Annotated in this window: 23 protein-coding genes; 7 read left to right on the top strand and 16 right to left on the bottom strand. The window is 64.3% G+C overall.

The genetic code is table 11. The features are described from left to right. Positions 1–129: 129 nt before the first annotated feature. Entirely contained in the window at positions 130–210 is an 81-nt protein-coding gene (gene pqqA / locus J2R80_RS20555; RefSeq protein WP_009031067.1) for a pyrroloquinoline quinone precursor peptide PqqA, read from the bottom strand. Between the two features lie 335 nt (positions 211–545). Next, complete coding sequence (locus tag J2R80_RS20550; RefSeq protein WP_253589705.1) at positions 546–944, bottom strand: calcium-binding protein; 399 nt, start codon at positions 942–944, stop codon at positions 546–548. A gap of 193 nt (positions 945–1,137) precedes the next feature. Here J2R80_RS20550 and J2R80_RS20545 point away from each other — a divergent pair, with 193 nt between their 5' ends. The 4 genes from J2R80_RS20545 to J2R80_RS20530 all read left to right on the top strand — a co-directional run bounded on the left by J2R80_RS20545 (position 1,138) and on the right by J2R80_RS20530 (position 4,592). Beyond that, the gene (locus J2R80_RS20545) at positions 1,138–1,383 is read left to right on the top strand and encodes a hypothetical protein (protein WP_246786780.1); all 246 of its coding nucleotides are present in this window, start codon (positions 1,138–1,140) and stop codon (positions 1,381–1,383) included. Between the two features lie 224 nt (positions 1,384–1,607). Continuing rightward, positions 1,608–3,272, top strand: a complete 1,665-nt coding sequence (locus J2R80_RS20540; RefSeq protein ID WP_253589704.1) for a methanol/ethanol family PQQ-dependent dehydrogenase — start codon at positions 1,608–1,610, stop codon at positions 3,270–3,272. Positions 3,273–3,351: 79 nt separating this feature from the next. Continuing rightward, on the top strand, positions 3,352–3,639 hold the full coding sequence (locus tag J2R80_RS20535) for a cytochrome c (protein ID WP_229188856.1): 288 nt from the start codon (positions 3,352–3,354) through the stop codon (positions 3,637–3,639). Beyond that, entirely contained in the window at positions 3,636–4,592 is a 957-nt protein-coding gene (locus J2R80_RS20530) for an ABC transporter substrate-binding protein (RefSeq protein ID WP_253589703.1), read from the top strand. The genes J2R80_RS20535 and J2R80_RS20530 overlap by 4 nt, the downstream gene beginning before the upstream one ends. 12 nt (positions 4,593–4,604) lie before the next feature. Here the strand turns inward: J2R80_RS20530 and J2R80_RS20525 are convergent, their stop codons facing one another. From J2R80_RS20525 to J2R80_RS20475, 11 genes are all read right to left on the bottom strand, one after another. Next, on the bottom strand, positions 4,605–5,513 hold the full coding sequence (locus tag J2R80_RS20525) for a flagellin (RefSeq protein ID WP_253589702.1): 909 nt from the start codon (positions 5,511–5,513) through the stop codon (positions 4,605–4,607). 16 nt (positions 5,514–5,529) lie between these two features. Then, a complete protein-coding gene (gene flgK / locus J2R80_RS20520) occupies positions 5,530–7,305 on the bottom strand; it encodes a flagellar hook-associated protein FlgK (protein ID WP_253589701.1) in 1,776 nt (591 codons plus the stop codon). Positions 7,306–7,332: 27 nt separating this feature from the next. Beyond that, complete coding sequence (locus J2R80_RS20515; RefSeq protein ID WP_038379117.1) at positions 7,333–7,788, bottom strand: hypothetical protein; 456 nt, start codon at positions 7,786–7,788, stop codon at positions 7,333–7,335. Between the two features lie 19 nt (positions 7,789–7,807). Further along, the gene (locus tag J2R80_RS20510; protein WP_253589700.1) at positions 7,808–8,062 is read right to left on the bottom strand and encodes a hypothetical protein; all 255 of its coding nucleotides are present in this window, start codon (positions 8,060–8,062) and stop codon (positions 7,808–7,810) included. Then, on the bottom strand, positions 8,059–9,348 hold the full coding sequence (gene flgE / locus J2R80_RS20505) for a flagellar hook protein FlgE (RefSeq protein WP_076834185.1): 1,290 nt from the start codon (positions 9,346–9,348) through the stop codon (positions 8,059–8,061). The genes J2R80_RS20510 and flgE overlap by 4 nt, the downstream gene beginning before the upstream one ends. A gap of 19 nt (positions 9,349–9,367) precedes the next feature. Beyond that, positions 9,368–10,027 carry a flagellar hook assembly protein FlgD gene (locus J2R80_RS20500; protein WP_076834188.1) on the bottom strand — a complete coding sequence of 220 codons (660 nt, stop codon included), beginning with the start codon at positions 10,025–10,027 and terminating at the stop codon, positions 9,368–9,370. A 237-nt stretch (positions 10,028–10,264) separates the two neighbouring features. After that, positions 10,265–10,771 carry a hypothetical protein gene (locus J2R80_RS43480; RefSeq protein ID WP_076834190.1) on the bottom strand — a complete coding sequence of 169 codons (507 nt, stop codon included), beginning with the start codon at positions 10,769–10,771 and terminating at the stop codon, positions 10,265–10,267. Positions 10,772–10,874: 103 nt separating this feature from the next. Continuing rightward, a complete protein-coding gene (gene fliS / locus J2R80_RS20490) occupies positions 10,875–11,318 on the bottom strand; it encodes a flagellar export chaperone FliS (protein ID WP_016844632.1) in 444 nt (147 codons plus the stop codon). After that, entirely contained in the window at positions 11,318–13,015 is a 1,698-nt protein-coding gene (gene fliD / locus J2R80_RS20485) for a flagellar filament capping protein FliD (RefSeq protein ID WP_253639301.1), read from the bottom strand. The genes fliS and fliD overlap by 1 nt, the downstream gene beginning before the upstream one ends. A 63-nt stretch (positions 13,016–13,078) precedes the next feature. Beyond that, positions 13,079–13,903: a flagellin gene (locus J2R80_RS20480; protein WP_028336954.1), complete on the bottom strand. Its 825-nt coding sequence runs from the start codon at positions 13,901–13,903 to the stop codon at positions 13,079–13,081. A 140-nt stretch (positions 13,904–14,043) separates the two neighbouring features. Further along, complete coding sequence (locus J2R80_RS20475) at positions 14,044–14,745, bottom strand: RNA polymerase sigma factor (RefSeq protein WP_076834197.1); 702 nt, start codon at positions 14,743–14,745, stop codon at positions 14,044–14,046. 667 nt (positions 14,746–15,412) lie between these two features. On the opposite strand from J2R80_RS20475, the gene J2R80_RS20470 reads away from it, so the two are divergent. From J2R80_RS20470 to J2R80_RS20460, 3 genes are read left to right on the top strand one after another with little or no spacing between them, the layout of a single operon-like run. Next, complete coding sequence (locus tag J2R80_RS20470) at positions 15,413–17,761, top strand: hypothetical protein (RefSeq protein ID WP_309143765.1); 2,349 nt, start codon at positions 15,413–15,415, stop codon at positions 17,759–17,761. A gap of 58 nt (positions 17,762–17,819) precedes the next feature. Further along, positions 17,820–19,178: a hypothetical protein gene (locus tag J2R80_RS20465; protein ID WP_253639299.1), complete on the top strand. Its 1,359-nt coding sequence runs from the start codon at positions 17,820–17,822 to the stop codon at positions 19,176–19,178. Positions 19,179–19,218: 40 nt separating this feature from the next. Next, positions 19,219–19,953: a formyltransferase family protein gene (locus J2R80_RS20460; protein WP_253639298.1), complete on the top strand. Its 735-nt coding sequence runs from the start codon at positions 19,219–19,221 to the stop codon at positions 19,951–19,953. 9 nt (positions 19,954–19,962) lie between these two features. Here the strand turns inward: J2R80_RS20460 and J2R80_RS20455 are convergent, their stop codons facing one another. The 3 genes from J2R80_RS20455 to J2R80_RS20445 all read right to left on the bottom strand — a co-directional run bounded on the left by J2R80_RS20455 (position 19,963) and on the right by J2R80_RS20445 (position 25,458). After that, positions 19,963–20,184: a hypothetical protein gene (locus J2R80_RS20455; protein WP_168856081.1), complete on the bottom strand. Its 222-nt coding sequence runs from the start codon at positions 20,182–20,184 to the stop codon at positions 19,963–19,965. Positions 20,185–20,548: 364 nt separating this feature from the next. Beyond that, positions 20,549–22,003, bottom strand: a complete 1,455-nt coding sequence (locus tag J2R80_RS20450; protein WP_253639297.1) for a short-chain fatty acid transporter — start codon at positions 22,001–22,003, stop codon at positions 20,549–20,551. A gap of 53 nt (positions 22,004–22,056) precedes the next feature. Further along, positions 22,057–25,458, bottom strand: a complete 3,402-nt coding sequence (locus J2R80_RS20445; protein WP_253639296.1) for a molybdopterin-dependent oxidoreductase — start codon at positions 25,456–25,458, stop codon at positions 22,057–22,059. Between the last annotated feature and the right edge of the window lie 118 nt (positions 25,459–25,576).

Below are 25,576 nucleotides of genomic sequence, written 5' to 3'. Positions count from 1 at the left end.
GGGTATGAGAGAAGCTGTCCGAGCGGCCGCAGCGCCCGAGAAAGACACGTTCGACAAAAGACGCCTGCCCGGCTCGATGCAGCGCGCTGCACGAGCCGGGCAGGCTGTCTCGCGTTACTTGTCTTAAGATTACTTGCGCGCTGCGCAGGCGTACATGTTGATTTCCATGCCCACCGGCACTTCGACGATCTTCGGTGTTTTCCAGGCCATTTCCTTCTCCCAAGTCATAAGTTGGCGCAAGCCTCGCGCCGCGCGGCAAGCTAGGGCTGCCTTTTCCAGGGCGCAAGCCGGCCGGGTAAGGACCCGACTTCGCTGCTGGACATGCCGAAGCGGACGACGGCTCGCTGACATCTGCCCGGCATTGGGAACTCCGACACTGATCTGTCGGGCATTTTCCGGCTGCCGGGCGGCGACGCGTGGGTAAGGAGACCCGATTCATCCAGCCGCGTCTTGCCCAAGAGCGAAATCGCAACTTTTTTTGTTATGCGCGGAATTCTGCGTCAATATCCGGCAAATCCGCCCGGCAAAGTTCGCCGGCTGGCAACTTATTTGAGCAGGCGCAGCAGGGCCCGGCCGGCGCGCGAGTTCAACTCCTTCGCATCCAGCGTTCCGTCATTGTCGGGATCTGCGGCCTTGAAGCGCTGCTCGACGACCGCGAGATATTCGTCGAGCGTCAGGGTGCCGTCGTGATCGGGATCGGCAGCGGCCAGTTCTTTGGCGGTCAGCCGTCCGCGCAATTCGCGCGCGTCGAGCGTGCCGTCATGGTCGGGATCGAGCTTCGCGAACAGATTGGCGGCAGCCTTCTTGGCTTCGGCGAGATCGACCGTACCGTCATCGTCAGGATCGAGCATCTTCAGCGCGCCCTTGCGGCCGGATGCCGCCAGGGCGGGCGCCGACAGGACGGCCATGGCCAAAGTCAGAGCAAACGATCGACGCGAAATCATCATTCATCTCCCTTACGTGCCGCTCCGGCGACGGGGCGAAGTGCGCCACGAAAAGCGCACCATAACAGCCTTGGCGAACCTTCGACAGCTGGCGCAACCGGTGAGCCCTTGTCGGTTTTCGGGTGGAAAGAGACCTCCCGACTGGTCACCTGTGAAGCTCCGACGTATCGCACCAAGATGATCGAGGCGAGCCATGAGCGACATTTGGAGGAGCGCATTGGGCTGTCTGGTTGTGCTCGGTCTGCTTGCGCCCGTGTCCGCGCAGACCCGGCACCCTGCCCCATCGGCGGAGGCGGTCCAGCAGCGCGTTCTCACCGGCAAGGAACGGCTCGGCCGCAAATGGACCGACGAGCAGCGTATCGATAATTGCAATGTGCCGCCGGACAAGCGGGGCGCGAAACCGCGGCCGAGTGTCTGTCCCCCGACGCCGTCCAGCTGACCGTTCGCGCCGCGGCATCACGGCGGGCCGCGCTGGTGTAGCGTATTCCACGCGACGGCAAGCCACGAACGCATCTGCGAAAGACCTGACGCTTTCGATCAGTCTCTTGCGGTTAGCGGGCGCTCGTTCACGTTTTCGTATTGACCCGTTTTGGTTTCAGGCGGATGGTTCCGTCCGCAACGTCAGGAATAGGCGTGCGAAAAAAGGTTCATTGGGAGGATAGGATGAGACGCATTGCGCTGGCCGCAAGCCTCGTGATTCTTGCATCGTATGGTGCAAGCGCCCAGACCAACGAGCAGTTGGTCAAGGGGGCGACTGATACTTCGAACGTTCTCAATTACGGCATGGGCTACAATCTTCAGCGCTTCTCGACGCTGAACCAGATCAACAAGGACACGGTCAAGAATCTCGTTCCCGTTTGGAATTACAGTCTCGCCGACGATCGCAGCGAGCAATCGCAGCCGTTGATCTACCAGGGCACCATCTATCTCACCACGCACAACGCCACGATGGCGATTGACGCCAAATCCGGCAAGCAGGTGTGGAAGACCAAGGTCGAATATCCCGCCGAAACACCGCGCATCGTCTGCTGCGGCATCATCAACCGCGGCGCGGCGCTGTTCGATGGCAAGGTGTTCCGCACCACGCTCGACGCCAATGTGATCGCGCTCGATGCCAAGACCGGCAAGGAGCTGTGGCGCCAGAAGGCCGCGGATATCAAGGAAGGCTACTCGATGACGGTGGCCCCGCTGGTCGCCGACGGCGTCGTGATCACCGGCATCTCGGGCGCCGAGTTCGGCACCCGCGGCTTCATCGACGGCTGGGATCCCGCAACCGGCAAGCATCTATGGCGCACCCATACCATCCCGTCCCCGGACGAACCCGGTGGCGACACCTGGAAGGGCGACACCTGGAAGCTCGGCGGCGGATCGACCTGGATCACCGGCTCCTACGATGCCGAGCTGAACACGGTGTATTGGGGTATTGGCAACCCCGGACCGTTCAATTCGGCGGTACGTCCCGGCGACAACCTCTACACCTGCTCGGTGCTCGCGCTGGATCCGAAGACCGGCAAGATCAAGTGGCACTACCAGTTCTCGCCGAACAACCCGTTCGACTATGACTCGGTTGCCGAGATGGTGCTCGCCGACATGACCGTCGAGGGCAAGCCGACCAAGGTGCTGATGGACGCCAACCGCAACGGCTTCTTCTACGTGCTCGATCGCACCAATGGAAAGCTGCTCGCGGCCAATCCTTACGTGACGGTCAACTGGGCGAGCGGCATCGATCTGAAAACCGGCCGTCCGATCGAGACCGACATCTCCAAGGATGCGCGCGACGGCAAGAAAGTTCTCGTGCAACCGTCGATCCTTGGCGGCAAGAACTGGGAGCCGATGTCGTACAATCCGCAGACCGGCCTAGCCTACGCCAATACGCTCAATATCGGCGGCAACTACAAGGCCGAGCCCGCGACCTACAAGCAGGGCGAATGGTATCTCGGCATGGACCTCACCGATCCCTGGGCCTGGCCCAACGGACCGCGCGGCTATCTCAAGGCCATCGAGCCCATGACTGGAAAGAGCAAGTGGGAGGTGGCGAGCGACATCCCGCGCTTCTCGGGTGTGCTCTCGACCGCCGGCGGCGTCGTGTTCTCCGGCCAGCTGACCGGTGAATTCGATGCGTTCGACGCCGAGAACGGCAAGAGGCTGTGGAGCTTCCAGACCGGCTCCGGCATCGAAGGCCAGCCGGTGACCTGGCAGCAAGATGGCGTTCAGTATATCGCCGTCACCAGCGGCTACGGCGGAGTGTACTCGATCTTCTCCGGCGACGAGCGCCTTGCGAAAGTGCCGACGGGCGGGTCCCTCTGGGTCTTCGCCGTCAAGCAGTGAGCGCGGATCGCACGTGAAGACAGTATCGATCTGGACGGCGGCGGTGTTCACCGCCGCCGCGATGACGGGCATCGCGACTATGACGATGCCTGCCATCGCACAGCAAGCAAATGCCGACGGCGATCAGGCCACGATCGACAAGGGCAAAGTCACCTACGCCCAGAAGTGTTCGCACTGCCATGGTCCGAACATGGTCAATTCGGGCACGGTCACGCCGGACCTTCGTACCCATCCCGATGACAAGACACGGTTCGTCACCACGGTGAAGCAGGGCAAGAACGGCAAGATGCCGCCGTGGGGCGACATCCTGAGCGACGAGGAGATATCGGATCTCTGGGCCTTCGTCGCAAGCCGGAGAAAGCCATGAGGGCCTGGACCGCGGCACTAGCCGCCGCTCTCGGCTTCGCACTGATCTCGACGCTTGCCGGCGTGACCGCGGCACGCGCGGCCGACGAGCCGCTCCGAGTCTGTCTCGACGAGGACCTGCCGCCGTTTTCCGTGCATCATCGCGGCAAGCCCGCCTCGGGCTTCGACGTTGCGCTCGCGCAGGCAATAACCGGGCGGCTCGGCCGCAAGCTCGAGATCCAGTGGTTCGAAAGCAAGCTCGATGACACCGCAAGCCCGGCGCTCGAAGCCAATGCGCTGCTGTCGGACGGGCGCTGCTCGTTGGTCGGCGGCTACGCGCTTACCACGGACTCGCTGAAGGCGCCCGGCGTCACGACGGCCAAGCTGCCGGACTTCGACGGCGCCACCCGCGAGGATCGCCGCCGGCGGATCCCGATCGGCGTGCTGGCGCCGAGCCAGCCCTACATCTATTCGCCGATGACCGTCGTGCTCGGTCCCAAGGCCAAAGACAAGATCAAGGAGCGCAAGATCAAGGATATCGGCGATCTCGCCGGCCTTCGCCTGACGATCGAAAGCGGCACGCTGGGCGACGCCATCCTGATGACCTTCGACAAGGGAAAGCTGATCGACGACATCACGCACCTCGTTCCGGGGCGCAGCGACCTGCTCGGAGAGTTGGAACGCGGCGAATTCGACGCCACATTGCTCGACCTGCGCCGCTTCGACGCCTACCGCGCTGAACATCCCGACACCAGGATCACGGCCTCGGGCTACTATTATCCGATCGGCGCCAACCGCGGCTACGTTGCGCTCGAGACCGACAAGGCGCTGCTGGAATCGGTCAACAAGGTCCTTGCCGACCTGCAGGCCAAGGGCACCATCGCGGAGCTCGGCAAGGCTGCCGGCCTCACCTGGCTTCCGCCGCGCGAGCCGATCATCCTCGGCGATGTCTGGCTGAAGATCCTGAACCGGTGATGCCGGCGATAGCTATCGCAAATAGCTTGCCAGATTCATGCTCTGGATCTTGGAGATCGCCGAATAGGACGCCGTCAGCTGCGCCTGATAGGTCGAAAGCTGCGCCGTCACGGCCGCAACGTCGACGCTGGTGAGGTCCGTCGACAGCGTCTTCGCAAAATTCTGGTAATCGCTCTGGTTGGTGCTGGCGGTCTCGATCTGCGACGCCGCGGCCGACAGCTTTGCCTGCACGGTGGATGTGGCATCCAGCGCATTGCTCGCGAGGTCGAGCGCCTGCGTGATGTCGCTCGACGACAGCGTCGTGCTGTTGCCGACGTATTTCAACAACCGCATGACCTGCTCGAACGCCGGATTGTCGGCGGTGACGCCGTAGGAGATCGCCTGGCTGTCCGACACGCGCACGGACGCGATCTCGCTGTCGCCCCTGTAGTAGCTGGTGTCTGATGTCGTCAGCGATCCGGTGCCGGTATCGAAGCTCGACAGGTCCGCCGGCGCGGTGTCGGTGCGGGCGCCGCTGAAGACATATTCGCCGTCATACTGGGTGTTGAGCAGCCCCTGCATCTGCGCCATGGCCTGCTGCGCATAGTTGATCACCGATGCCGTCGCCGTGCTGCTGCCGGTGGTGGCCGCGCTGAGCTGGGTCCGCAGCTGCGTGATGATGTCGGTCATCGACCCGACCGCCGAATACATCACCTGCACCTTGTTATCGGCGAGTTGGCTGGCATCGATATAGGACTGCGCGCGCGTCACCGACACCTGCAAATTGATGACGCGCCCGGCGCCGGAACCGTAGCCGCCGAAATCCTCGGATTGCAGCCCGGAGGACTCCTGCACCTGCTCGTTGGCCATCACCGCCTGCACCCGCAACGCGTTTGATATCATCTGGTCCGACTGTGCAAAGGTGGCAACGCGCATCATCATGACGACGGCCTCGGGTTCAGCTGGCGCTCATCGCGGTCATCAGCGCCGAGAACATGGCATTGATGGCGGTAATGATCTGGGACGCTGCGGCGTATTTATTTTGCAACGCACTCAGATTTGCGGATTCCTCGTCAATGTTGACGCCAGACTGCGACGACAGCGAATTCGCATAGGTCGACTGCGCGGTTTGCTTGGCGGTGTAGGCCGCCGACGCCTGGGTCGCCTTGCCGGCGACGTTGGCGACGATGGCGGCCGCGTAGTCCGTGAAAGAGCCGGTGGTCGCGCCGAGGCCGCCGGCCATGCCGAAATCGGTCGACCCCGTCAGCGCGCTCGAGAGCGCGTTCACCACCGTCGCCGAGCCCGGTGACAGCACCGAGTTTCCGGCCGTCATCGTGGACGACGCATCGAGCGTCGCCGTCGGCAGCGCCGCCGTGCCGTTGAGGATGTCGCTGCGAACGGCGATGTCGAACGCGCCGGTCCCCGTGATCAGGTCGTTGAACCCGAAGTAATCCGAAAAGCCCTCGCCCGAACTGCCGACCGAGCTCGTCATCTCGTTGATCGCAACGCCGTTGCTGGATGTGGTCGTCGAGATCGACAAGTGTCCGTTAGCATCGACCGAAGCTGACAGCCCCGAGATGCCGTTGATCGCGGTGGCGAGATCACCGACCGTAGCGTAGGACGACAGATCGAGGTCCCGGTAGGACACCAGATTGCCGCTCTTGTCCGCAACGGCGATTCGCACCGTGCCGGTCGCCGAGAACGGCGTCGTGCTGCTCACAGTGGCAGTTCCGGTCAGGCTGGCCGGCGGCGGCACCGACGTGCCCTGGTTCGATACCGCGTTGACGGTCGCGGTCAGCTGCCGGGCCAGCTCGTCGAGCTGCGACTGCGCGGCCGGCAGCGTCTGGTCGCGCAGCGTGATCAGCGCGCTGACCTTGCCCGAGGAGATCTGCGAGGTGATGTCGACGCCATTGACGGTGATGCCGCTGAAACCGCTTGACGATCCCGCGCTGTACGTCGTCGACGCCGTGACGCTGGGCAGCGCCGTATAGCTCAGCGGATGCGCCGTGCTATCGACCAGCGCATGTCCCGATCCGGTATAGACCTGCAGATCGCCGGTCGACGTGGTGAAATAGCTCACATTCATCATCGACGCGAGATCCTGGAGCGCACTGTTGCGCTGGTCCTCCAGATCGGCCGTCGACTGCCCGGCTGCCGCCTGCTGCTTGATCTGCTTGTTGAGGTCGGAGATCTGCTGCAGGTCGGAATTGATATCGGTGACCGACGATGCGATGTCCTGGTCGGCATTGGAGCGCAGCGTCTGGATGCCGTTCGAGGTCTGCTGCAGCTGCGTCGTTATCGCCGCAAGCGCGCTGACGGCGTTCGATTGCAGCGACGCGCTGCTCGGCGTGCTCGCCAGCGACGACAACGCCGACTCGAATGCCGCGATCGTGTTGGCCAGCGAGGTGCCCGTTGTGGAGCTGTCCGAGCTCGATGTGCTGCCATAGAGCTGCTGGAGCTCGGTCAGAAAGCTGTTGGTGGTATCGGCGGCGCCGAGATCGGAATCGGCCCCGACCAGCGACTTCAAAAGCAGCTTGTCGACCGCGCTGCTGATCCCCGTGATCGTGACGCCGGTACCGACACCGGAAGTGACGCTGCTGCTCTGGTTGGCGGTCTTCGCGGTATAGCCCTTGGTGTCGGCATTGGAGATATTGGCCGAAGCTACGCTGATCTGCACCTGCGTGGCTGACAGCCCGCTGAATGCGATGCTTCGTGCGATATCGAGCGACGACACGACCAACTCCCTCCGGCGCCGGCCCGATCAGGCCCGCACGTTGGTGCCATAGGACATCGCCGGCGTGACGCGACGACCGCCGGCGCCATAAGGCGATACGTTGGCGATCTGCTCGCGGATCGCCTGCATGATCGCCTCGATCCTACGATTGCTGGCATCGATCGCAGCGCGTAGCCGCATCACATTCTCGTCCATCGCCATGCGCAGCTTCAGGATCCGGTCCATCAGCTGCTCGCGCAGCACGCGGTCCTGGACGTTGAGATTTGCCGTCTTGCCGACCGCTTCCGCCACACACTGCTCGAACAGGGTGGCAAGGCGATGCTTCTCGTCGACCTGCTTCAGCCGCGAGGCCGGCAAGCCCTTGGCGAGCTCGACATTCTCCTCGTTCACGATCGCGATCAGATTGTCGATCAGCGCGATCAACGACCTTGCGCGCTCGTCATTTCCCGCGGGATTGATCTTGATGTTGCGTTCCGGTGTCATGTCATCGCTCCCGTTCAAGCTAGTGTCCGCGACGCAGGGCGCGAACCGATTGTGCGCTGCGCCCGTACGCGGTGATTGCCGTTACCCGGACCGCGGCCCGGTTGAGTTCATGGTCGAGCCGCGCGCATTCGCGCATTAGCTGGTCCCGCAACGTTCCGACATCGTCGAGCAACGCACGAATCTGCGCGCGATCGTCCGGCCGGACCGCAGCGGCCTTCGCCTTCAGCCGCTGAAGCCTGACCAGCAAGCGGTCATTTTGCTTTTCGGTCATCATCGCGACACCGCCGAGATCAGCGTATCGAACATCTTGTCGACGGTGGTGATCACCTGCGAGGCCGCCGAATAGGCCTGCTGCGCCGAGATCATGTTGGAGAACTGGCCGCTGGTATCGGTAGTGCTCGACTCCAGCTCGCTGCCGTAGATCGTGCCGGCGCCGTTGGTGCCCGAGGTCTGCAGCGTGGCGTTGCCGGAAGCTGCCGTCGCGGAGTACATGCCGTCGCTGGCCGCGCTCAATCCGTTGGGGTCGCTGAAGGTCGCGACCGCAATCTTGTAGATCGCGATCGTCTGCCCGTTGGAGTAGGTGGCGTCGACCACGCCCCCCTTGCCGATCGAAATGCTGCTCAGCTTGCCATAGGGCAGACCGTCCGACGTGATGCTGGTGAGATCGACCGCTGGCGTGGTCTCACCCGATGAATACTGCGTCAGGCCGTCGGTCTTGCCGGCCGTACCGAGATTGAGCGTGATGGCCGTGCCATTGGCGGCAGAACTGTCGGCCGCCCCATCCTTCCAGCCGGTCACCGAGATGACGGGAGGGCTCGGGCTGGTCGAGGCGAGCGAGCCGTCGCTGTTGAAGGTGATATCCACCGTATCGGTGATCGCGTTGGCGCTGTCTGTCGTGGAGTCCGAGGCGAGCTTTGGCGTCTCGAAACTGGCCTGCCAGCTGTTGTCGGCGGTCTTTTTCCAATCGATCTGGATCGTGCTTGCCGTGCCAAGCGAATCGTAGACCGTCATCGAGCTGTTGAAGGTCGCACCGACCGCGGCATCGGCCGGCAGGTTCGCCGCGACGGTGGTCTTGGTGGTGGCGCTGCCGCTGGTGGACGCCACCTGCGTATTGATCGGTCCGAGGCTCGCGGCAGAGGCATTGCCGACGATGTTGCCGTCAGCGTCGGTGCGCCAGCCCTCGAGGTAATTGCCGTTGTTGACGAGGTAACCCAGATTGTCGGTGGTGAACGCGCCGTTGCGCGTATAGGAAGTGGTGCCGCCGGACGTCGCGTTGGTGGTGACGAAGAAGCCGCTGCCCTGGATCGCGACGTCGGTGGCGTTGGTGGTCGCGGACAGCAAGCCCTGCTGGGTGATGTTGGCGCGGCCGGACACCGTGACGCCGCCGGACGTGTATGAGGTGGCGCTGTTCGACGCGGTCACCAGATCCTGGAACATCGCCGACGTGGTCTTGTAACCCGTGGTGTCGGCGTTGGAAATGTTGTCGGAAATCATTGCCAGCGACTGGCTCTGCGCGTTGAGCGCGGAGATCGCCGAGGAAAGAGCACCAGTGAGACTCATGATAAAACTCCGGAGGCAATCAGGACGTGACGCCGATGATGTTGGCGGCGCTGACGGGAACGCCGTTCACGAGCAACGAGGGCGTCGAGCCGGAGGCATCGATGCCGGTCACCGTTCCCGTCATCGTGGTGTAGCTGAGCAGCGAGTTTCCGGCGGAGTCGGTCGCGGTCACCTGAATCGTGTATTGGCCGCCGTCCTTGAGCTGGGTCCCGTCGGCGGACTGGCCGTTCCAGGTGAAGGTGTTGGAGCCGGCGGTTCCGGTCCCCTTGCCGCTCCACACCGTGTTGCCCGAGGAGTCCTGGATCGTGATCGCGACGTTGGACGCAGCCGAGGTGAGCGAGTAGCCGAAGGTCGCCGAGCCGTTGCTCAGCTCCGCCGTGTTCGTCTTCGCCTCGACGGTGTGGCCGATATAGTTGACCGAGTTGAGCGTCACGAGGCTCGAGAACGAGCTCGCCAGCGACGTCATGCTGGCGTTGGTCGACTGCTGCTCGGTGAAGTTGGCGTAGGAGGTGAGCTGGTTGATGAAGTCGGTCGTGCTGGTGGCGTTCAGCGGATCCTGGTTTTGCAGCTCGCTGACGAGAAGGTTGAGGAAATCGGTCGAGCTCATCCCCATCGACGCGCTCGACGACGAGCTCGACGTGGTGGAGGTTGCAGCAGAGGTTGCCGAGGAGACGGTCATGACAAGGCTCTCTTCGCCGCGGAATGCGCGACGGAACGCGGTGGAACATTGGGGTCGTGATGTCGTTCGCAGATAAAACGGACGACGCGCCGATTTCAGGCGCGGATTCATCCACCCGGAATCACTTGAAGAATCGGCAGAACTTGCCGTGTCCGTTGCGGGTTCGCGGCTCGCAGGCGTGCGCAAGCATCTCGCCGCGAAGGCACGCGGACAGCTGCAAAGGCAATGCGGAGCGTTTTAGAGCGAAAGGCTGATCGGCAGATCCGGCTCGCCGAGCATCAATGCCGGCGGCGTCAATGCGGGCAACAGGCAGAGGGCCAGCAGCAGCGCAGGCAGCACCTTGCCTTGCTGTGCGGATTGGTCCGGTGCTTGTGCATCGTTCGGCTGATCGTCAGCCGAGGCCGGCCCCGACGCGGGCTTCTGGGGCAATTTCGCCGCCGCGGTCACGATGCGGTCGGCAAGACCCTTGGGTGCGCGAACCGGCGGCGCCGCGAGCGCGCGGCGTACCGCACTCGCCTCCTCGTAGAGCGTCCGCGCCTCGGCCGAAGATGCCAGGAGCTGGGCGGCGGCAAGACGTTGATCGTCGGGCCAGCGGGACAGATCCTCCCCCAGCCGGTCGATCAGGTCTTCGAATGTCGCAACATCCATCGCGCGCGCAGATCCAGCCTCGTCGCCAAGGCTGTCATAAAGCATTCGCGGGACGGCGGAAATCAATTTCCGCCGCTGCCGCATCAGGTCCAGCATGGTGCTTGCCGCACGGCTATTTTCCCCAACCAGGGCGCCCGCCCAGGCCCCTTGCTGCGCCCGCTAACCGCCCTCGCCGGGTGATTCGCGGCCCTCCCCGGGCTCAGCGGCCGGCGGCTGATTCGAGCGTCTTGTCGAGTGCCCTGGCCTTGGCGGCCTTGCCGGCGGTCGCCTCGACGAACTTCCAGGCGTCGCGCAGTTCCGCCAGGCTCGCGATGATGCGCCGGAAATTCTCCCTGGCCTGAGGCCGGCCATAGGAGCGCAGGCACGCCATGATCAGGGCGTTATAGGTGCGGTAGAGACGATCGGCCATCGCGCCGCCACGGGTGAAGTCGAGATTGTGGCTCAGCCCGCGCAGGATCGCGGTCGCCCGTGTCAGATAGATGTGCCCTTCCTCGAAGCGCTTCGCCTCGTGCGCTTCCAGCGCCTTCTGCAACAGCGTGATCGCGCCGTCGCACAGCATCACCACCGCCTTCAGCGGCGGAACCGCCACCGCGGCGGATCGATAGGCATTGTTGGCGTGGTAGGCGGTCGCGTTCTGGGTCATCAGTTACTCGATGCTGCGTCTAGGAGTGCTTTCAGGTAGCCCAGCGTATTGTTCGCGCTTTCGATGGCCGCCTGGTAATTGGCGTATTGAACCTGCAGCTGAGCCTTGAACGTCGCCGCATTGCTCTGAATGTCGCTGACCTGGGACTGCAGGTCGGTGTCGCGCGACTGCAAGTTGGTGATCATGGTCTGGAGTTGACCGCTGGTTCCGGAACTGGTGTGCGCGAGCTGGTAGAGCTGCGTCGCCAAACCGGACGACGATGTCACCGTGATCGACTGCGAGGTCGAGCCCGTATAGGTGAAGGCCATACCGGCGTAGATCGTTCCTGAATTGCCGATGATGGTGTTGCCGACCACCGAAAAGCCGGAGCTGTCGCCGCCGACCGAGGCTCCGGTCAGCGTACCGGTGGAGTCCACCGTGAGGTCGAGCGTGAAGGATTGCGGCGATGTGCCGGTATTGACCACACTGAGCTGGCTGGACGAAGTGGCGGTCTGCGCCGACAGCAGCTGGGTGACGCCGGCGAGATTTTGCGTCAGCACCGTCGACAGCGTTCCGGTATCGAGCTGGAGCTCGTTGTTCTCATTGAAGGACAGGCCGAGATCGGCCATCGTCATGCCGCCGACCGTCCCGCTGAGCACCTGCTGCAGCTGGGTCATGAGATCGCGCATCGTGCTGTCGCCGAACAGCACCGCGCTCGACGCGGCCGTGCCGTCGGAATTCTGCGCCGACTGCGCGATCACCTGGTCGCGAAATGCGTTGTAGTTGGTGACGAAGGTCTGCAGCGCTGACGTGATCTGGCTGGTGTCGGTCTCGATGCTGATGTTGAGGCTGGTGCCGCTCGGCGTCGGCTGCAGCAGGTCGAACGTGACGCCGGACAGGACGTCGGAAATGTCGTTGGTGTTACGCGTGAGCGCGATGCCGTCGAGGGTGAACTCCGCGGACTGCGACTTCTGCAGCACGTCGGTGAACGCCCCGGACGTGTCGGTGACGCCGAGCTCGTTCAGGATGTCATCGCCCGACGTCGACGAATAGGCGATGTCAGCGGCGTCCTGCGTCCCCGTCAGCACCATCTCGTAGGACCCGCTCGACACCTGGACGATGGAGGCCTGGACATTGGTGGTCGAGGTCTGGGCGTTGATGGTGTCGACGATATCCTGCATCGACATGCCGCTGGTGATCGAGATCGCCGTGCTGGTGCCGCCGGACAGGCCGAGCGAGAAAGTGCCGGACAGGCCCAGCGCCATCGAGCTGCTCGACTGCGAGGAGCCGATCACCTTCTGCGCGGTTGCGAGCTGGGTGATCTGGAGCGTGTGATCGCCGGTCGCCGAGCCGCTGTTGACGCTCATGTTGAGCGCCGACGAGGCGCTGACGTCACCGGTGGACGAGATCGTCGCCGCCCGGGTGGCGAACGCGTTGGTGGCAATCGAATTGATGATCGAGGTGCTGAGCGACGACAACCCGGTCGCCAGCGTCGACAGCTCGGTCTGCAGCGATTGATAGGCCGTGATCTTGGCCTGGTTCGCGGTGATCGTCGTGGTGATCGAGGTCGCCGCTGCGAGCTTGGCGTTGACCTCGGCCTCGATCAGGGCATCCCAATCGATGCTAGTCGAATTGGTCGTGCCGGTCGTTGTCACCGTGCTGGCGGAACTGGTCGACGTCGTGTTTGATGTGCTCGAGGTGGCGCTGCTAACCGTCATGTCGACACTTCCGCCGCGATAGGAACCGGGCCGGCATCATGCCGACCCGATCGATCTTTCGAATTAGCCGAGCAGCTTCAGCAGGTACTGCGGCATCTGGTTCGCCGCGGTTTCAGCGGAGACCGCGGCCTGGGTCTTCACCTCGGCCGAGGACAGCGTCGCCTGCTCGGAGGCGATATCGACGTCCTTGATCGCGGAGTTGGCCGATTGCAGGTTCTGGGTCTGGGTCGAGATCGAGTCGGCGCTGAAGTTGAAGCGGGATTCCTGAGCACCGATCTCGGCGCGTGCGGACGAAACCTTGTCGATCGCGGTGTCGAGAGCCGTCATCGCGCTGGTGGCGCTCGACAGGCTGGACACATCGAGCGACGTCACGGACAGCGACGAGGCCGTGAGGCTCGTCAGCGTGATCGTGATGGTGTCGGCCGAGGTCGAACCGACCAGCACCGAGACGCCCGAGGAGAACACGCTCGAACCGTCGAGCAAGCTCTGGCTGCTGTAGCGGGTTCCGCTGGCGATCGAGTCGATTTCGCCCTTGAGCTGCGTGAATTCCGAGTTGATGTAGGCGCGGCTGGAATCGGCCACGGTGCCCGAGGCGGACTCGGAAGCCAGCGACTTCATGCGGGCCAGGATGTCCGAGATGTTGGAGGCGCCGCCGTCGGCGGTCTGCAGGATCGAGGTCGCCTGCGCCGCGTTGGTGGCGGCCTGCTGCAGCGTCGTGATGTCGGAGGAGATGCGGGTCGAGATCGCAAGACCGGCCGCGTCGTCGGAAGCCGAGGTGATGCGCGAGCCGCTCGACAGCTTCGACAGCGCGCTGGTTTCCTGCTGCGAGTTGATGTTGAGGTAACGGACCGCGGAGTTCGCGGCGGTGTTGGTGGAGATTGCCGGCATGAGTAGCTCCTGTGCTGATGGGGCATGGCATGCCGCATCGTGAAAAAGAGAGGTGACGCGGATCCAGCCCCCGTCCGCCCGATCAAACGGGCCGGCCGCCGGTGGTCAGGCGCAAAATCTTCAGAAGCTGGAATTTATGGTTAGCAGTCGGTAAACGCGCCGCGCAGGTCGCGCTCGTGCCGCTTCAGCATCTCGCGCAGCTGCTGCCGTCCTCGCTTCAACAGCGACTCCACCGCGGCCACGGTCGTGTCCATGACCTCGGCGATCTCGCCATTGCTCATGTTCTCGTGATACGACAGGATCACTGCGACGCGCTGCTGCTCGGGCAGGCGCTGCATCGCGACCTCCAGCAGATTGCCGATCTCGTTGCGCTCGATCACGGCGGAGGCATCGAGCTGGGTGTCTGCGACCTCGGGCACGACATCGACATTCTCGGTGCGCGGCTTGCGGCGCAGATCGATGCAGCGGTTGCTGACGACGCGATAGAGCCAGGTCGAGAACTTTGCGCGGCCATGCTGCCAGCGGCCGCGATGCGTCCACACTTTCAGCATCGTGTCCTGCACGACGTCTTCGGCGTCGGCGGCGTTGCCGACGATGCGCAGCGCGATCGCGTAGGCGCGATCGACGTGGCGTTCGACCAGAGCACGAAATGCCGTCTCGTCGCCGGCGGCGAGACGGTCGAGCAAGTCCTTGTCTTCGTCGTGGATCTCGACGGTGTCGAGCGGGCCCGCATCGGCAACGGTGGGGACGTTGCTCCACGGAGCAGCCGCTTCGGCCGGTGCAACCGCGGCCGGCGTGGCCTCCACTTCGGCCGGTGCCCTCATATCAAGCGCGTAACTCATCCGCCGCTCTCCAACCAACGCCGCTGGCACACATTCCATGCGGCTTCTGAGCGTTGAACGGAGGGGTCCAGCAAACCAGGCGAATTTTTTTCGTTATTTTTCAAACGCTTAGCTGGATGTTTTTGCCGACCGCCCGGCAAAAGCTGCCGCTGCGCGCAGGCGCAGGGAAAAATGCGACGGAGTTCGGAGCAGTCGTTCAGCATCGCCTCGCATTTCCGCGGAAGAGATCGTCGCGTCGGAAAACGCTGTTGTCACACCAACTAACGCCACGCGAACCCATGCATGCGCCGAGCATGCGAGTGACTCACCGCCGTTGGTCGCCATCTTGCATTCGACGATTGCGACCAGGCAATTTTTTCCGAATCACTGTTTCGACGTTATCGGATTTTTTGAATCTGTCAGTCGCGAAGCGCGCGTTTTCGAATCCCGCATCAACTTTTTTGAACTGTCGCGCCTGATTTGTCTCACGCGCGCGTTCAACGCATGAGGACTGGCGGGAATTTTGCGCATGACAATCATGACGGTCGACGCGACGCGTCGAGCGCAGAATGTTTCTGCATGTTCATTCGATGTTTTCGATACATTTCTGTTGCGCGCCTGCACGACGCCGGATGGCGTATTTGAAAGGGTTTTTCAGCGTTCCTGCATTGCTGAAAATTTTCCGAACATGTCCGCCAGTTTCGTTCAGCATCGAATCCAGGCGGAGGCGCGAGCGCGCAAAGTATCGCAGGAGCAGCGCGGCTCAACTGAAGTGCGCATCGCCGACATCTACAAATACTTTCCGTTCAGGCTGTTCGGCCTGACCCGCGATGCGCTGCACGATCTTGCGCAGATCGAGTTCGACATCGAACTGCAGCTCTGCCGCGTCAATCCCGAAATGCTCGAGCAATATCTGGACATGAAGCGCGGCGGCTTTCGCGTCGGCTTCATTTCCGACACCTACTGGAGCACCGACCAGCTCGCGCAGCTGCTGCGTTCCTGCAGTCCCGGGCTGAGCTGGGATTTCCTTTATGCGTCCTGCGATCACGGCAGCAGCAAGAGCGAGGCGCTGTTTGAGGCCTATCTCGCCGAGCAAGGCATCGACGCGGCAAGCTCGTTCCATGTCGGCGACAACCACGCCGCGGATGTCAACGGCGCGCGCCGTCACGGCATCCGTCCGCGCTACTACCCGCAGGCCGGCGCGGCGCTGGCTTCCAAGTTTCAACGCGAGACATCGATCTTTGAATTGCTGTGCCCCGATCAGCCGTCGCGGCTCGACTGCGGCGCCCGCACGCTGCGGCGCGCGGTGACGGCGAAGAGCGCGGAGCATTCTCCCGCCTTCAACCTCGGCGTGACCGTGCTCGGCCCCGTGATGGCGGCGTTCGACGCATTCATTTCTGCGCGGCGCAGCACGCTTGCTCGCGAGGGCGCGCGCGTTGCGGTCGGATTCCTCGGCCGCGACGGCCTGCTGCCGCATCGCGTCTGGCAGGCAAACCACGGCGAGACCGGCGCCTATATCGAGATCAATCGTCGCGTCAGCCTGGTCGGGTCTGCCGATACGCTCGAACCACTCTGTGAGCTGCTGAGCCGGGTCGTCAAGATCGACGCGGCGACCTTTATCGACATCGTCAAGGTGCAGCCGTCCGCCGTGATGAAGTTCTTCGCGCAGTATCCCGACGGCATTGCCAGCGGCCGCGAACTCGCCAACGCCCTGCCCGATCTGATGGACCCGCGCGAGATCACCGATATCGCTGCCGGCGTCCGGACCCGTTTGCTTGCCTACCTTCGCGCGCATATCCGGGATTTCGACGGCTGCACCGATCTGATCCTGGTCGACCTCGGCTATTCCGCAAGCGTACAGAAATCGCTGCGGCGAATTTTCGATCGCGAGGGCATCCGCATCCGCCTGCACGGTGCCTATCTGCTGACGCTTGACGATGCCTTCGACGATTTAGCCGATGACGACACCGCGGAGGGCCTGATCTCGGATCGCGTCGTCACGCCGCACGTCAAGCGCATGCTGATCCGCAACGTCGCATTGCTGGAGCAGCTGTGCTGTTCTAGGGAAGGATCGGCGCGGGATTATCGCGACGGCGACGTGTTGCGCGAGGGCGATCAGCGCCCGGCCGCCCAGCTGGCGCTGGCGACCGAGGTGCAATCCGGGACGCTCTCCTATGTTTCGCGCGCCCGCGAGCTGGCACCACGCTACGGATTGCAGCCCGATGCCAACCCTGCGGTCGCGGCGCGCTGGACCGCCGCCGTGCTCGGCCGCCTCCTGCTGTTGCCGGACGACGATGAGCTCGCGCTGCTCGGCGGCATCAAGCATGACGTCAATCTCGGCACCCAGGCGCTGGCGCCATTGCTCGATGCCGACTTCGTCAATGATAGCATCATCGCCCGCGGCCTCATGACCGCCTGCACGGCTCCGGCGCCCCCGATGTGGCTGGCGGGCAGCTTTGCCGCCCTGTCGCCGTCGCATGCCTATCTCTACACGCTGTTCGGCGCCAATCGCCTGCCCGCTAGCGTGTTCGGCGAAGCGCTGTGCGGGACGCTGCAGGTCGGTCTGTTCGAGCGGAACGGCCAGGCGTCGCTGGAGGCGATCAGCGTCTATCACACCGGGCTCGGCGATCTTCGCCTGCGGATCCCGCTGTCGCGCCGGATGGCAATCGCGACTATCGTGCTGCCGCTGGCCAAGCTCACCCGCGACGGGATGCTCCACGGCATCACGGTCCAATATGGCGAGAGCGCCGCGAAAGCCGCCGAGGGTTCGAACGTGACAGCGATCGCCGAGGGACGGCTCATCGATGTCGGCCTCGAACGGCGCGGCCGTCACTTCCGCGCCACCAGTGACGACGGCATGCTGCTCATCCCCGTCGACGGCTTCGAAGACGACGTCGCCATCTACACGGTCGCGCTGACCGCCCTCGACCATGACCGCATCCTTGCGGTCGCGGACCGCGACGGCAACGGCGCCGCTTCGGCCAAACTGACCTGGCGCAGCGCCAGAGGCATGCCGACAACGAACAACGACAGCTGATTTGTCCGCCTGATCCGGCCGCCCCGCACGTAGAAGGTTAACGAGGGGTAGTGCGGGCATGATGTCTGTTGACACGGCGCAAGCGGACGGCTTGCTGACGAACTTCGACCACTTGCTGGCGGCGAACGGCATCCGGATGAGCGCGGCGCAGCGCCGGCGGCTCGCATGGTTGTCGGAGCGGCTCGGACCCGCGGTCGTCCATCAGGCCAGCTCAGTGCCGGCGAGGGACCATGGCGTCATCATCCTCGTCGAGCCGCCGAGCGGCCCCGCCGCCGAGATGCTTTACCGGTCGCTTCGCGCCGACTGCGCGGTCGTCGTCCCCTTCGGCGAGAATCCCGCCTTCGACTTCCTGAAATCCAAGTTGACCGACTTCGGAACCATCGGGCCGAGCTTCGATGGCCCGCATGAGATGTGGTGGGGCGGCCTCAATTGGCGCCCGATCGCGCCCGAGCAAGGCTCAAGGTCCGAGGCATCGCTGCGCGTGGTCTCCTGCTATCCCCGCGCTTGCGGCGACGACCATGCCCGCGCTCTCCGCGACAAGCTGGCCGAATTTCGGATCCCCTGCGATATCGCACCGATCGACACCGCAGACGGCGAGCACATGCGCGCAGCCGAGAAATCCGCCTTCTTGCTGCGGATGTGGGAGCAGCATCGCGAGCCGCTGCTGTTCATCGAGGCCGACGCGGTCCTCAGCGAGCCGCCAATGCTGCCGTCGTCCCTCGCATGCGACATCGCGCTTCACAAATGGAACCGGTGGGAAATGTCGGCGCGCACCCTCTATCTCGCCCGTTCGCCCGCCGCCGAAGCGGTGCTGCGCAACTGGCATCACATCGCGAGCGCCTATCCCGCGGTCTGGGAAGGCTATCTGCTCGACCAGGCCTGGAGCCTGACATCGTCACAGATGGCGCTCGACACCGTCTGGCTGCCGCGCTCATACCACGCTCCGGCCGAAGACGCCGGCACGCCCCGCCACACCACGGTCGTTCACGACCTGCCCACCGACAGCAGCGATCTTGGACCGGATGCCGAATTCGGCGTCGCGATGCGGGCCGCGCGGCGCGCCGGCCGCAGCGGCGGCCGTGACGCCATGATCGTGATCCGGTCGCAGGCGGCCTCGAATAATGCGATCACCGTCATCATGCGCGATATCGCGACCAGCGACGCGCGCGAAATGGCTGCCAGCATCGAGGCGGTCACCGGCGCGTTCGCGGCCGATTGCGGCGGGTTCGGCCGGCTCGAGCTCGCACTCTGCCCCTGGCAGGACGATATCCGCGCGGCGAAATCGGCCGCGAAAAGCGCAAACAACCGCATCATCGAGATCGCGCCGTGGCAGACGCTGCCGGCCGACCTGTTCCGCACCGTGGGCCAGTCCCGCGATGCCGGGAGCGTCGTCGTGATGGCCGGGCAGCGCGGCTGATGAACGCCGGAAAGACAGAGCAAGGGAAGGACATCGACACGTGAAGACAATCATCCTTCTTACCGGCGTCGCCAACCAGCAATTCGCGCTTACCGAGCTGTTGAAGGCACACAATCCGGCGCTGTCATTCCGCTGCGCGGTAACGGCCGACGAGCTCGCCGCGATCGAGCCGGAGGTCTTGCGCGAGGCCCGGCTGCTGGCCTTCACCACCAGCGTCATCGTGCCGGAGCACATTCTGGCGACGCTCGGCCATGGCGCCTACAATTTCCATCCCGGCCCGCCGCAATATCCCGGCTGGGCGCCGGCGCATTTCGCGCTCTATGACGGTGCCCGCACCTTCGGCGCGACGGCCCATGTGATGGCCGCGCGCGTCGATTCCGGCCCGATCGTCGGGGTCGAGACCTTCATCATTCCCGACAAGATCAGCGTGCGCGGGCTCGAACAGATCGCCTATGTGCGGCTTGCCCATCTGTTCTGGCGGATGTCGCGCGATCTCGCCTGCAATCCCATGCCGCTGGCGGAACTGGAGATCGCCTGGTGCGGAATCAAGAGCACGCGGCGGATGTACCGCGAGATGTGTGAGCTTCCCACCGGCATCAACCCCAGTGAGCTGGCGCGCCGGATCCGCGCCTTCCACGACGACTTTCGCGACATCCCGCTGACCTGCTCGCTGACCTGCTCGCTGCACGGCATCCGCTTCCAGCTGGAAACGACTACCACGCAGGCGCCCGGGGCGCCGCAGGTGGTCTCGCCGCCGCTCGCCGCGGCCTCCTGAGACACGGCCTCAACCGCGCGTCGCACGGCCCCGAACCTCGCGGCGCTGCTGCAAGTGCGCCCTCACAGCACGCTCCGCGGCGCGCGCGGAGCCGAAATAGCCGCCGTCGAGGACGTCAAAGGCGCGGTCGGAGGAGAAGAAGCAGAAGCCGCGGCTATCGCTGACGACGATGCCAGCGGTGCGATCCGATACTTCGATGACATAGGCTTGGGACATTTGGGTTTGGGACATGCGTGTTCGATCGCCGAATGACGGCGCTCCAGTCAGATTGTCGGATGCTTTGGATTTGTCGAAGCGATCAACAACAACAGACGCCGGTCGCCGCTGAGACGCAGCGATGCTGCATGCGGCTTCGCATGTCGCACATCAAGTTGCGGTGGTTATGTCTCATTGCGGGGGCCTTGGACGACACGGATATCGCGCATCAATATCCGGCCGAACCGCGCGGCGGTCAATGAAATGGCTGACCAAAGATAAGAGCCCGGCGCGACGCCTCATTCACGGCCAGCGGAAAAACAGCACAGTTTTGGTGGTGACGGTCGTGGAGCGCTGAATTGGCCGGACACCGTGCATCCCGGCGCCCGGCCAAGGTCGCTCAGGGCAGGATCGGCGGGTGATAGGTGAAGGTCGCCATCAGGATGGCCGCCAACAGCATCACGATCGGGAAATGGATGAAGAACTGCACCGAGGTGTAGCCGATCAGATCCTTCGACTTCAGGCCGAGGATGCCGAGCAGCGGCAGCATCCAGAACGGGTTGATGAAGTTCGGCAGCGTCTCGGCGATGTTGTAGACCATCACCGTCCAGCCGAGATGCGCGCCGATGTCGTTGGCCGCCTTCATGATGTAGGGCGCCTCGATGATCCACTTTCCGCCGGCCGACGGCACGAAGAAGCCGAGCAGCGCCGAATAGATTCCGACCAGGAACGAAAACACGGTGGAATTGCTGGAGGCACCGACGAACCAGTGCGCGATCGTGTCCGACAGCGTCGTGCCGCTGCTGTTCGGGACCTTGGTCAGGATCTGCGCAATGCCGGCGTAGAACGGAAACTGCAACAGCACGCCGGAGACACTCGGCATCGCCTTCGAGAACGACTCAATGAGGCTGCGCGGTCGCCAGTGCAGCACGATGCCGAGGATGAGAAAGACGAAATTATAGGTGTTGAGGCCCGACAGCGTGATCAACGGATTGCCCGACTGGAATGTCTGCCACAACCAGCCGGCGGCAAGCACGGCGATCAGGATCGTCAGCAGCGGGCTGAACTCGAGCCAGTCGCCCGGACGCGCCGGCTTCCTGGCCTCGATGCGATCATCGCCGAGCGCTACGCCGAGGTCTTCTGCCGTCCTGGCCTGATCGGGCGCCGGCGTCGTGAAATAGCAGATCGCCGCGGACACGACGGTCACCATCACGACGGTGATCATGTTCTGCCAGGTCAAGATGGTTTCGGAGAAACCGATCACGCCGGTGATCGGCAGGAGCGACGCCGGAATGCTGCCGGCATTGGCCTGCAGCTGCGCGGCCGAGGAGGTGATGCCGAGGGTGAAGCCGCAGCCGAGCCCGAGATAACCGGCGGCGCCGGCCGCCCGGTAGTCGAGCCTGATGTCGGTGCGCCGAGCGATCTCCCGCACCAGAAGACCCGAGAAGATCAGGCTCAGGCCCCAGTTCAGCAGCGACAGGAAGATGCTGAGCACGCCGACAAAGACCACGGCGCCGCGCCCGGTCTTCGGCACGCTGGCGAGCCGCGCCAGCACGGCCGCCACCGGCGGCGACATCGCCACGACATAGCCGCCGATCGCGACCAGCGCCATCTGCATCGTGAAGGGAATCAGGTTCCAGAACCCGTCACCAAACGCGCGGCTGACGGCGAGCGGCGAACCGCCATGCAGGATCGCGCCGATTGCGACCGCAATCACCGCGATCAGGACGAAGACGTAGGCATCCGGAAACCAGCGCTCCGCGAATGCCACCAGGGCTTGCGAAAATCGCGCGATGATGTTGTCCGCGACAGGTTTTCGTAAGCTCACGGTTTGATCGTGCGTTGCATTCGTCATCAATCTGATCCCCTTCCGGTAATTCGGTTACTGCCTTCAATCGGGTTTCGTCATCAAAGCGCGAGCGTAAGATCGGTCAGCGGCACGGCCTGGCAGGCAAGGCACTGTCCCTCACTGCCATCGACAGCGCCGAGATGGGTGAACTCGCCATCGACGACCTGAACCGCGCAGCTTTCGCATTGCCCGACACGGCAGCCGCTCGGCAGCGCGACGCCCGCCGCACCCGCCGCATCAAGCAGCGTCCCCTGCTCCGGCCGCCAAGAAAAACTCTGCTTGCTGCCCGCAAGCCGGACGGTGCGCGGCGCAAGATTGCTCGGTACCGACGGCGGCGACACGAAGCTTTCGGCGAAAATGTCGAAGCGCGGCACGCCAAGCGCCGTCACGGCCTCGATCTGTGCCGCAACGAATTCCGGCGAGCCGCAGATGTAGACCAGCGGCCGGCGCGGCAACAGCGGCTTGACCTGTCCGAGATCAACCCTCCCCTTGCGCAACGCATGCGAGTCGATCGGGTCCTGCGCGAACTGCGCGGAATAGAACGTCACACGCTTCAGCCCCGGAATACCGGCTTCCAGCTCCGCAAGCCGCTCGGCAAACGGATGCTCCCGACTGCTGCGGCAGCCGTGGAGCAGCAGGATTTCGCCAACGCGATCTCGTGGTGCGATCCGTTGCAGCGTTTCGAGATGGCTGATGAACGGCGTGATGCCGATACCGGCGGCGAGGAAGATCAGCGGCCGCTGCCCCTTCAATGGCGGCGTGAAGATGCCGCCCGGCGGCTCCAGCACGACCTCGTCTCCGACGGCAAGATGGTGCAGACGATCCGGCATGAAGAACGGCGCATCGCCACTCGGCGCCTCATTGAAGAAGCGCCCCTTCACCGCTATCGAGAGCACATCCGGCCGATCGCCCGATCCGGTCAGCGAATAGGCCCGTGCCTGCGTTGCGCCGGGCAGCGAGACCATCACGTGCTGGCCCGGCAGGAAGTCGGGCAGCGGACCATCGTCAAGCGGCAGCAGGTTGAGCGCGATGACATTAGCTGCCTCGGCGCGACGCGCGCCGACCCTGAACCGCCGCTGACCGCTCCACAGGCCGCGACTGGCAATTCCGTCGCGCCTGATATCGCAGACGATCGCGCGCAGCGGGACGGAGCCGCTGACCGGATCGCGCGCATCGTCATGCAGCACGGCGTTGATGTTGCGGGTGTGGATGCCTGCCATCGCGGAACGCTCGCGGCCGAGCGGCGGACAGTCTTCCCACCAGCCGAATTCGGCGACGACGACGCGATCGTCGAGCGCCGCATTGATGCGTACCTTCAGGCGCACGGCACCGCCATGCGTCTCCACCACGGCCCAGTCGCCTTCGGCAAGGCCACGCCGCTTGGCGAGCTGCGGATTGATCTCGACGGCCGGATCGGGCGACTTGCGCCGCAGCGAGGCGACGTGCCGATAGGAGGAGTGAACGAACCAGCCGCTCTTGGCGGTGGAAAGCACGAGCGGAAAGCGTGCATCCGCCGCTGCCGTGAGCGGGCTGCCGACCGGCTCGACATGGTCGGGCAAGGGATCATACCCGTGTCCCAGCATGAGCTCGGAATAAAGCTCGACGCGGCGCGTCGGCGTTGAGAATCCGGCAACCGTTCGGTCCTCGCGCGCCACGGCGTATTTTTCGTCGCGGAAGATCTGCGGGAAGCGGCGGCCTTCGGGATGCGCGCGCAGATCCTCGACACCGATGCCGAGCGGCGCCAGCTGGTAATTCCACCCGGCCTTGATGTCGCCGCCGAAGAACAAGTCGCCCATCCCGAGCTTGAGCGCGAGCGCGGCGGCGATCTCGTAATCGGCCTTCACCTCACCGACCGGCTCGACCATGCGCGGGCGAAATTGCACGGTCTCGACAGCTTCCTGCGTGATCTCGAATCCGATCTTGAGCGCATCGCGCTCCCATGGCGTGCTGGCGGGCAGCACGAAATCGGCGCTCTCCGCGGTCGGGTTCATGAACATGTCGATATGAACCTGGAATTCCAGCGCGTTCAGCGCGGCGCGGTTACGCTCGGAATGGCCCTGCGAGACGACGAAGTTGGTGCCGAAGGCGACCAGCGCGCGCACCCGGTAAGGCTCGCCGTCGAGCACCGCCCTGCTGAAATCGCGCGCCGTGATCCAGCCCTTGGCCGGCGGGCCGAGCGGCATCTCAGTAATGCCCAGCGCCTTAGCCTGCTGCTCCGGCGACAGGATGTTGTAGTCGTTGAGGGCACGGGTCGGCAGCGGCACCGGCCAGCGATTGCCGCCGGGCCGATCGCAAGCGCCGGTCAGCGCATACAACGTTGCAATCGTGCGCTCGATCGCGGTCGCGTTGGTGTGCTGGCCGACGCCGGTCCAGGAATGGTAGGCGAGCCGCGGCCGGCGAGCGAGCAGCGTGTTGAACGCGTCGACGTCCTCGACAGGAAGCCAGGTCAGCTCCGCGACGCGCGCCGGCGTGTATGGCGCGGCTCGCTCGACGAGCAGTTCGAACGCGGTAGCCGCCGCCATCAGCCGGCCGTCGCGTGTGCGGACCTGCAGCGCGCCACGCAGCTGGCCACAGCTCTCCGGCGCGTAGCGGGTGTCGCAAGGCACGGGCGCGCCCGACGCATCGAGACGAACGAAAGCCTCCGGCGCGCCATCCGGCCACAATGCGTCGGCGCGCAGGAAGCGTCCGGTCGCACGATCGACCAGCAGCGATCCATTGGTCCATGCGCCGACGAAATCCGCATCGAAGCCGCCGGTTGCGACGAGGTGACGGATCGCCCCCATCGCGAGCGCGCCATCGGCGCCCGGGCGAATGCGCAGCCACAGATCGGCCTGCTGCCCCGAGCCGTTCGGCTTGGGATCGATCACCACGACCTTGGCGCCGCGCCGCCGCGCATCGGCAATCCGCGTTGCCTGGGCAAGCCAGGTCCGCGCCGGATTGTGGCCCCACAGGATAATCGCATCGGCATTGTCGTAATCGGGAAAGCCGATGCCGCGGCCGAAGGTCAGCCCGTGCGCATAGTCCTTGTGCCAGCCGCAGATCTCGACCGCATAGATCAGATTGGGGCTGCCGAAGCCGCGGATGAAGCGCTCGACCCACTCGAAACTGTCGACCATCGGCGTGCCGCTCGGCGTAGTGACGCCGAACGCCACCGCTTCGGCGCCGCTCTCGGCGCGGATTGTACCGAGCCGGGCGGCGATCTCGGTCAACGCCTCGTCCCACGACACCTCGACCCAGCCCGGATCGGCAGCACCGCGCGGCTGGGTCCGCTTCAGCGGGACGGTCAGACGGCGCGGGCTGGCGACGATTTCGGGCGCCGCCCTGCCCTTGGCGCAAAGCGCGCCGCCTGTCGGGTGGTTATTCAATACCTCTACGCCGACAAGGCGCCCATCCTCGACCACGGTGACGGCACCGCAGCGCGAACGACAAAGCGTGCAATAGCCGGGTAGCCGCTGTTTCACCGCCGTCTCACTATCCGATCGCCCCTTGTGACGCATTCTTGTAATGCGTTACACATTTACGTCATACGCTACCGGCGGCGTCAAGGCTAAGTAATAATCAGCGACGAATCGGAGTTCC

Origin of the sequence: Bradyrhizobium sp. USDA 4541, assembly GCF_024171085.1 — a bacterium.
Classification (GTDB): domain Bacteria; phylum Pseudomonadota; class Alphaproteobacteria; order Rhizobiales; family Xanthobacteraceae; genus Bradyrhizobium; species Bradyrhizobium australafricanum.
The sequence above is the reverse complement of the archived record's forward strand: the minus strand, read 5'-3'. Positions and strand labels throughout refer to the sequence as shown.

Bases quoted from the DNA above. Each gene is read 5' to 3' on its own strand.
- J2R80_RS20450 (WP_253639297.1), bottom strand. From the start codon at position 22,003: ATGACGAATGCAACGCACGATCAAACCGTGAGCTTACGAAAACCTGTC.
- pqqA (WP_009031067.1), bottom strand. From the start codon at position 210: ATGGCCTGGAAAACACCGAAGATCGTCGAAGTGCCGGTGGGCATGGAA.
- J2R80_RS20510 (WP_253589700.1), bottom strand. From the start codon at position 8,062: ATGATGACCGAAAAGCAAAATGACCGCTTGCTGGTCAGGCTTCAGCGG.
- J2R80_RS20545 (WP_246786780.1), top strand. From the start codon at position 1,138: ATGAGCGACATTTGGAGGAGCGCATTGGGCTGTCTGGTTGTGCTCGGT.
- J2R80_RS20550 (WP_253589705.1), bottom strand. From the start codon at position 944: ATGATTTCGCGTCGATCGTTTGCTCTGACTTTGGCCATGGCCGTCCTG.
- J2R80_RS20455 (WP_168856081.1), bottom strand. From the start codon at position 20,184: ATGTCCCAAACCCAAATGTCCCAAGCCTATGTCATCGAAGTATCGGAT.
- J2R80_RS20470 (WP_309143765.1), top strand. From the start codon at position 15,413: ATGTCCGCCAGTTTCGTTCAGCATCGAATCCAGGCGGAGGCGCGAGCG.
- fliS (WP_016844632.1), bottom strand. From the start codon at position 11,318: ATGACCCAGAACGCGACCGCCTACCACGCCAACAATGCCTATCGATCC.
- J2R80_RS20530 (WP_253589703.1), top strand. From the start codon at position 3,636: ATGAGGGCCTGGACCGCGGCACTAGCCGCCGCTCTCGGCTTCGCACTG.
- J2R80_RS20535 (WP_229188856.1), top strand. From the start codon at position 3,352: ATGACGATGCCTGCCATCGCACAGCAAGCAAATGCCGACGGCGATCAG.
- J2R80_RS20525 (WP_253589702.1), bottom strand. From the start codon at position 5,513: ATGATGATGCGCGTTGCCACCTTTGCACAGTCGGACCAGATGATATCA.
- J2R80_RS20465 (WP_253639299.1), top strand. From the start codon at position 17,820: ATGATGTCTGTTGACACGGCGCAAGCGGACGGCTTGCTGACGAACTTC.
- flgE (WP_076834185.1), bottom strand. From the start codon at position 9,348: ATGAGTCTCACTGGTGCTCTTTCCTCGGCGATCTCCGCGCTCAACGCG.
- J2R80_RS20475 (WP_076834197.1), bottom strand. From the start codon at position 14,745: ATGAGTTACGCGCTTGATATGAGGGCACCGGCCGAAGTGGAGGCCACG.
- J2R80_RS20515 (WP_038379117.1), bottom strand. From the start codon at position 7,788: ATGACACCGGAACGCAACATCAAGATCAATCCCGCGGGAAATGACGAG.
- J2R80_RS20540 (WP_253589704.1), top strand. From the start codon at position 1,608: ATGAGACGCATTGCGCTGGCCGCAAGCCTCGTGATTCTTGCATCGTAT.
- J2R80_RS20500 (WP_076834188.1), bottom strand. From the start codon at position 10,027: ATGACCGTCTCCTCGGCAACCTCTGCTGCAACCTCCACCACGTCGAGC.
- J2R80_RS43480 (WP_076834190.1), bottom strand. From the start codon at position 10,771: ATGCTGGACCTGATGCGGCAGCGGCGGAAATTGATTTCCGCCGTCCCG.
- J2R80_RS20480 (WP_028336954.1), bottom strand. From the start codon at position 13,903: ATGCCGGCAATCTCCACCAACACCGCCGCGAACTCCGCGGTCCGTTAC.
- fliD (WP_253639301.1), bottom strand. From the start codon at position 13,015: ATGACGGTTAGCAGCGCCACCTCGAGCACATCAAACACGACGTCGACC.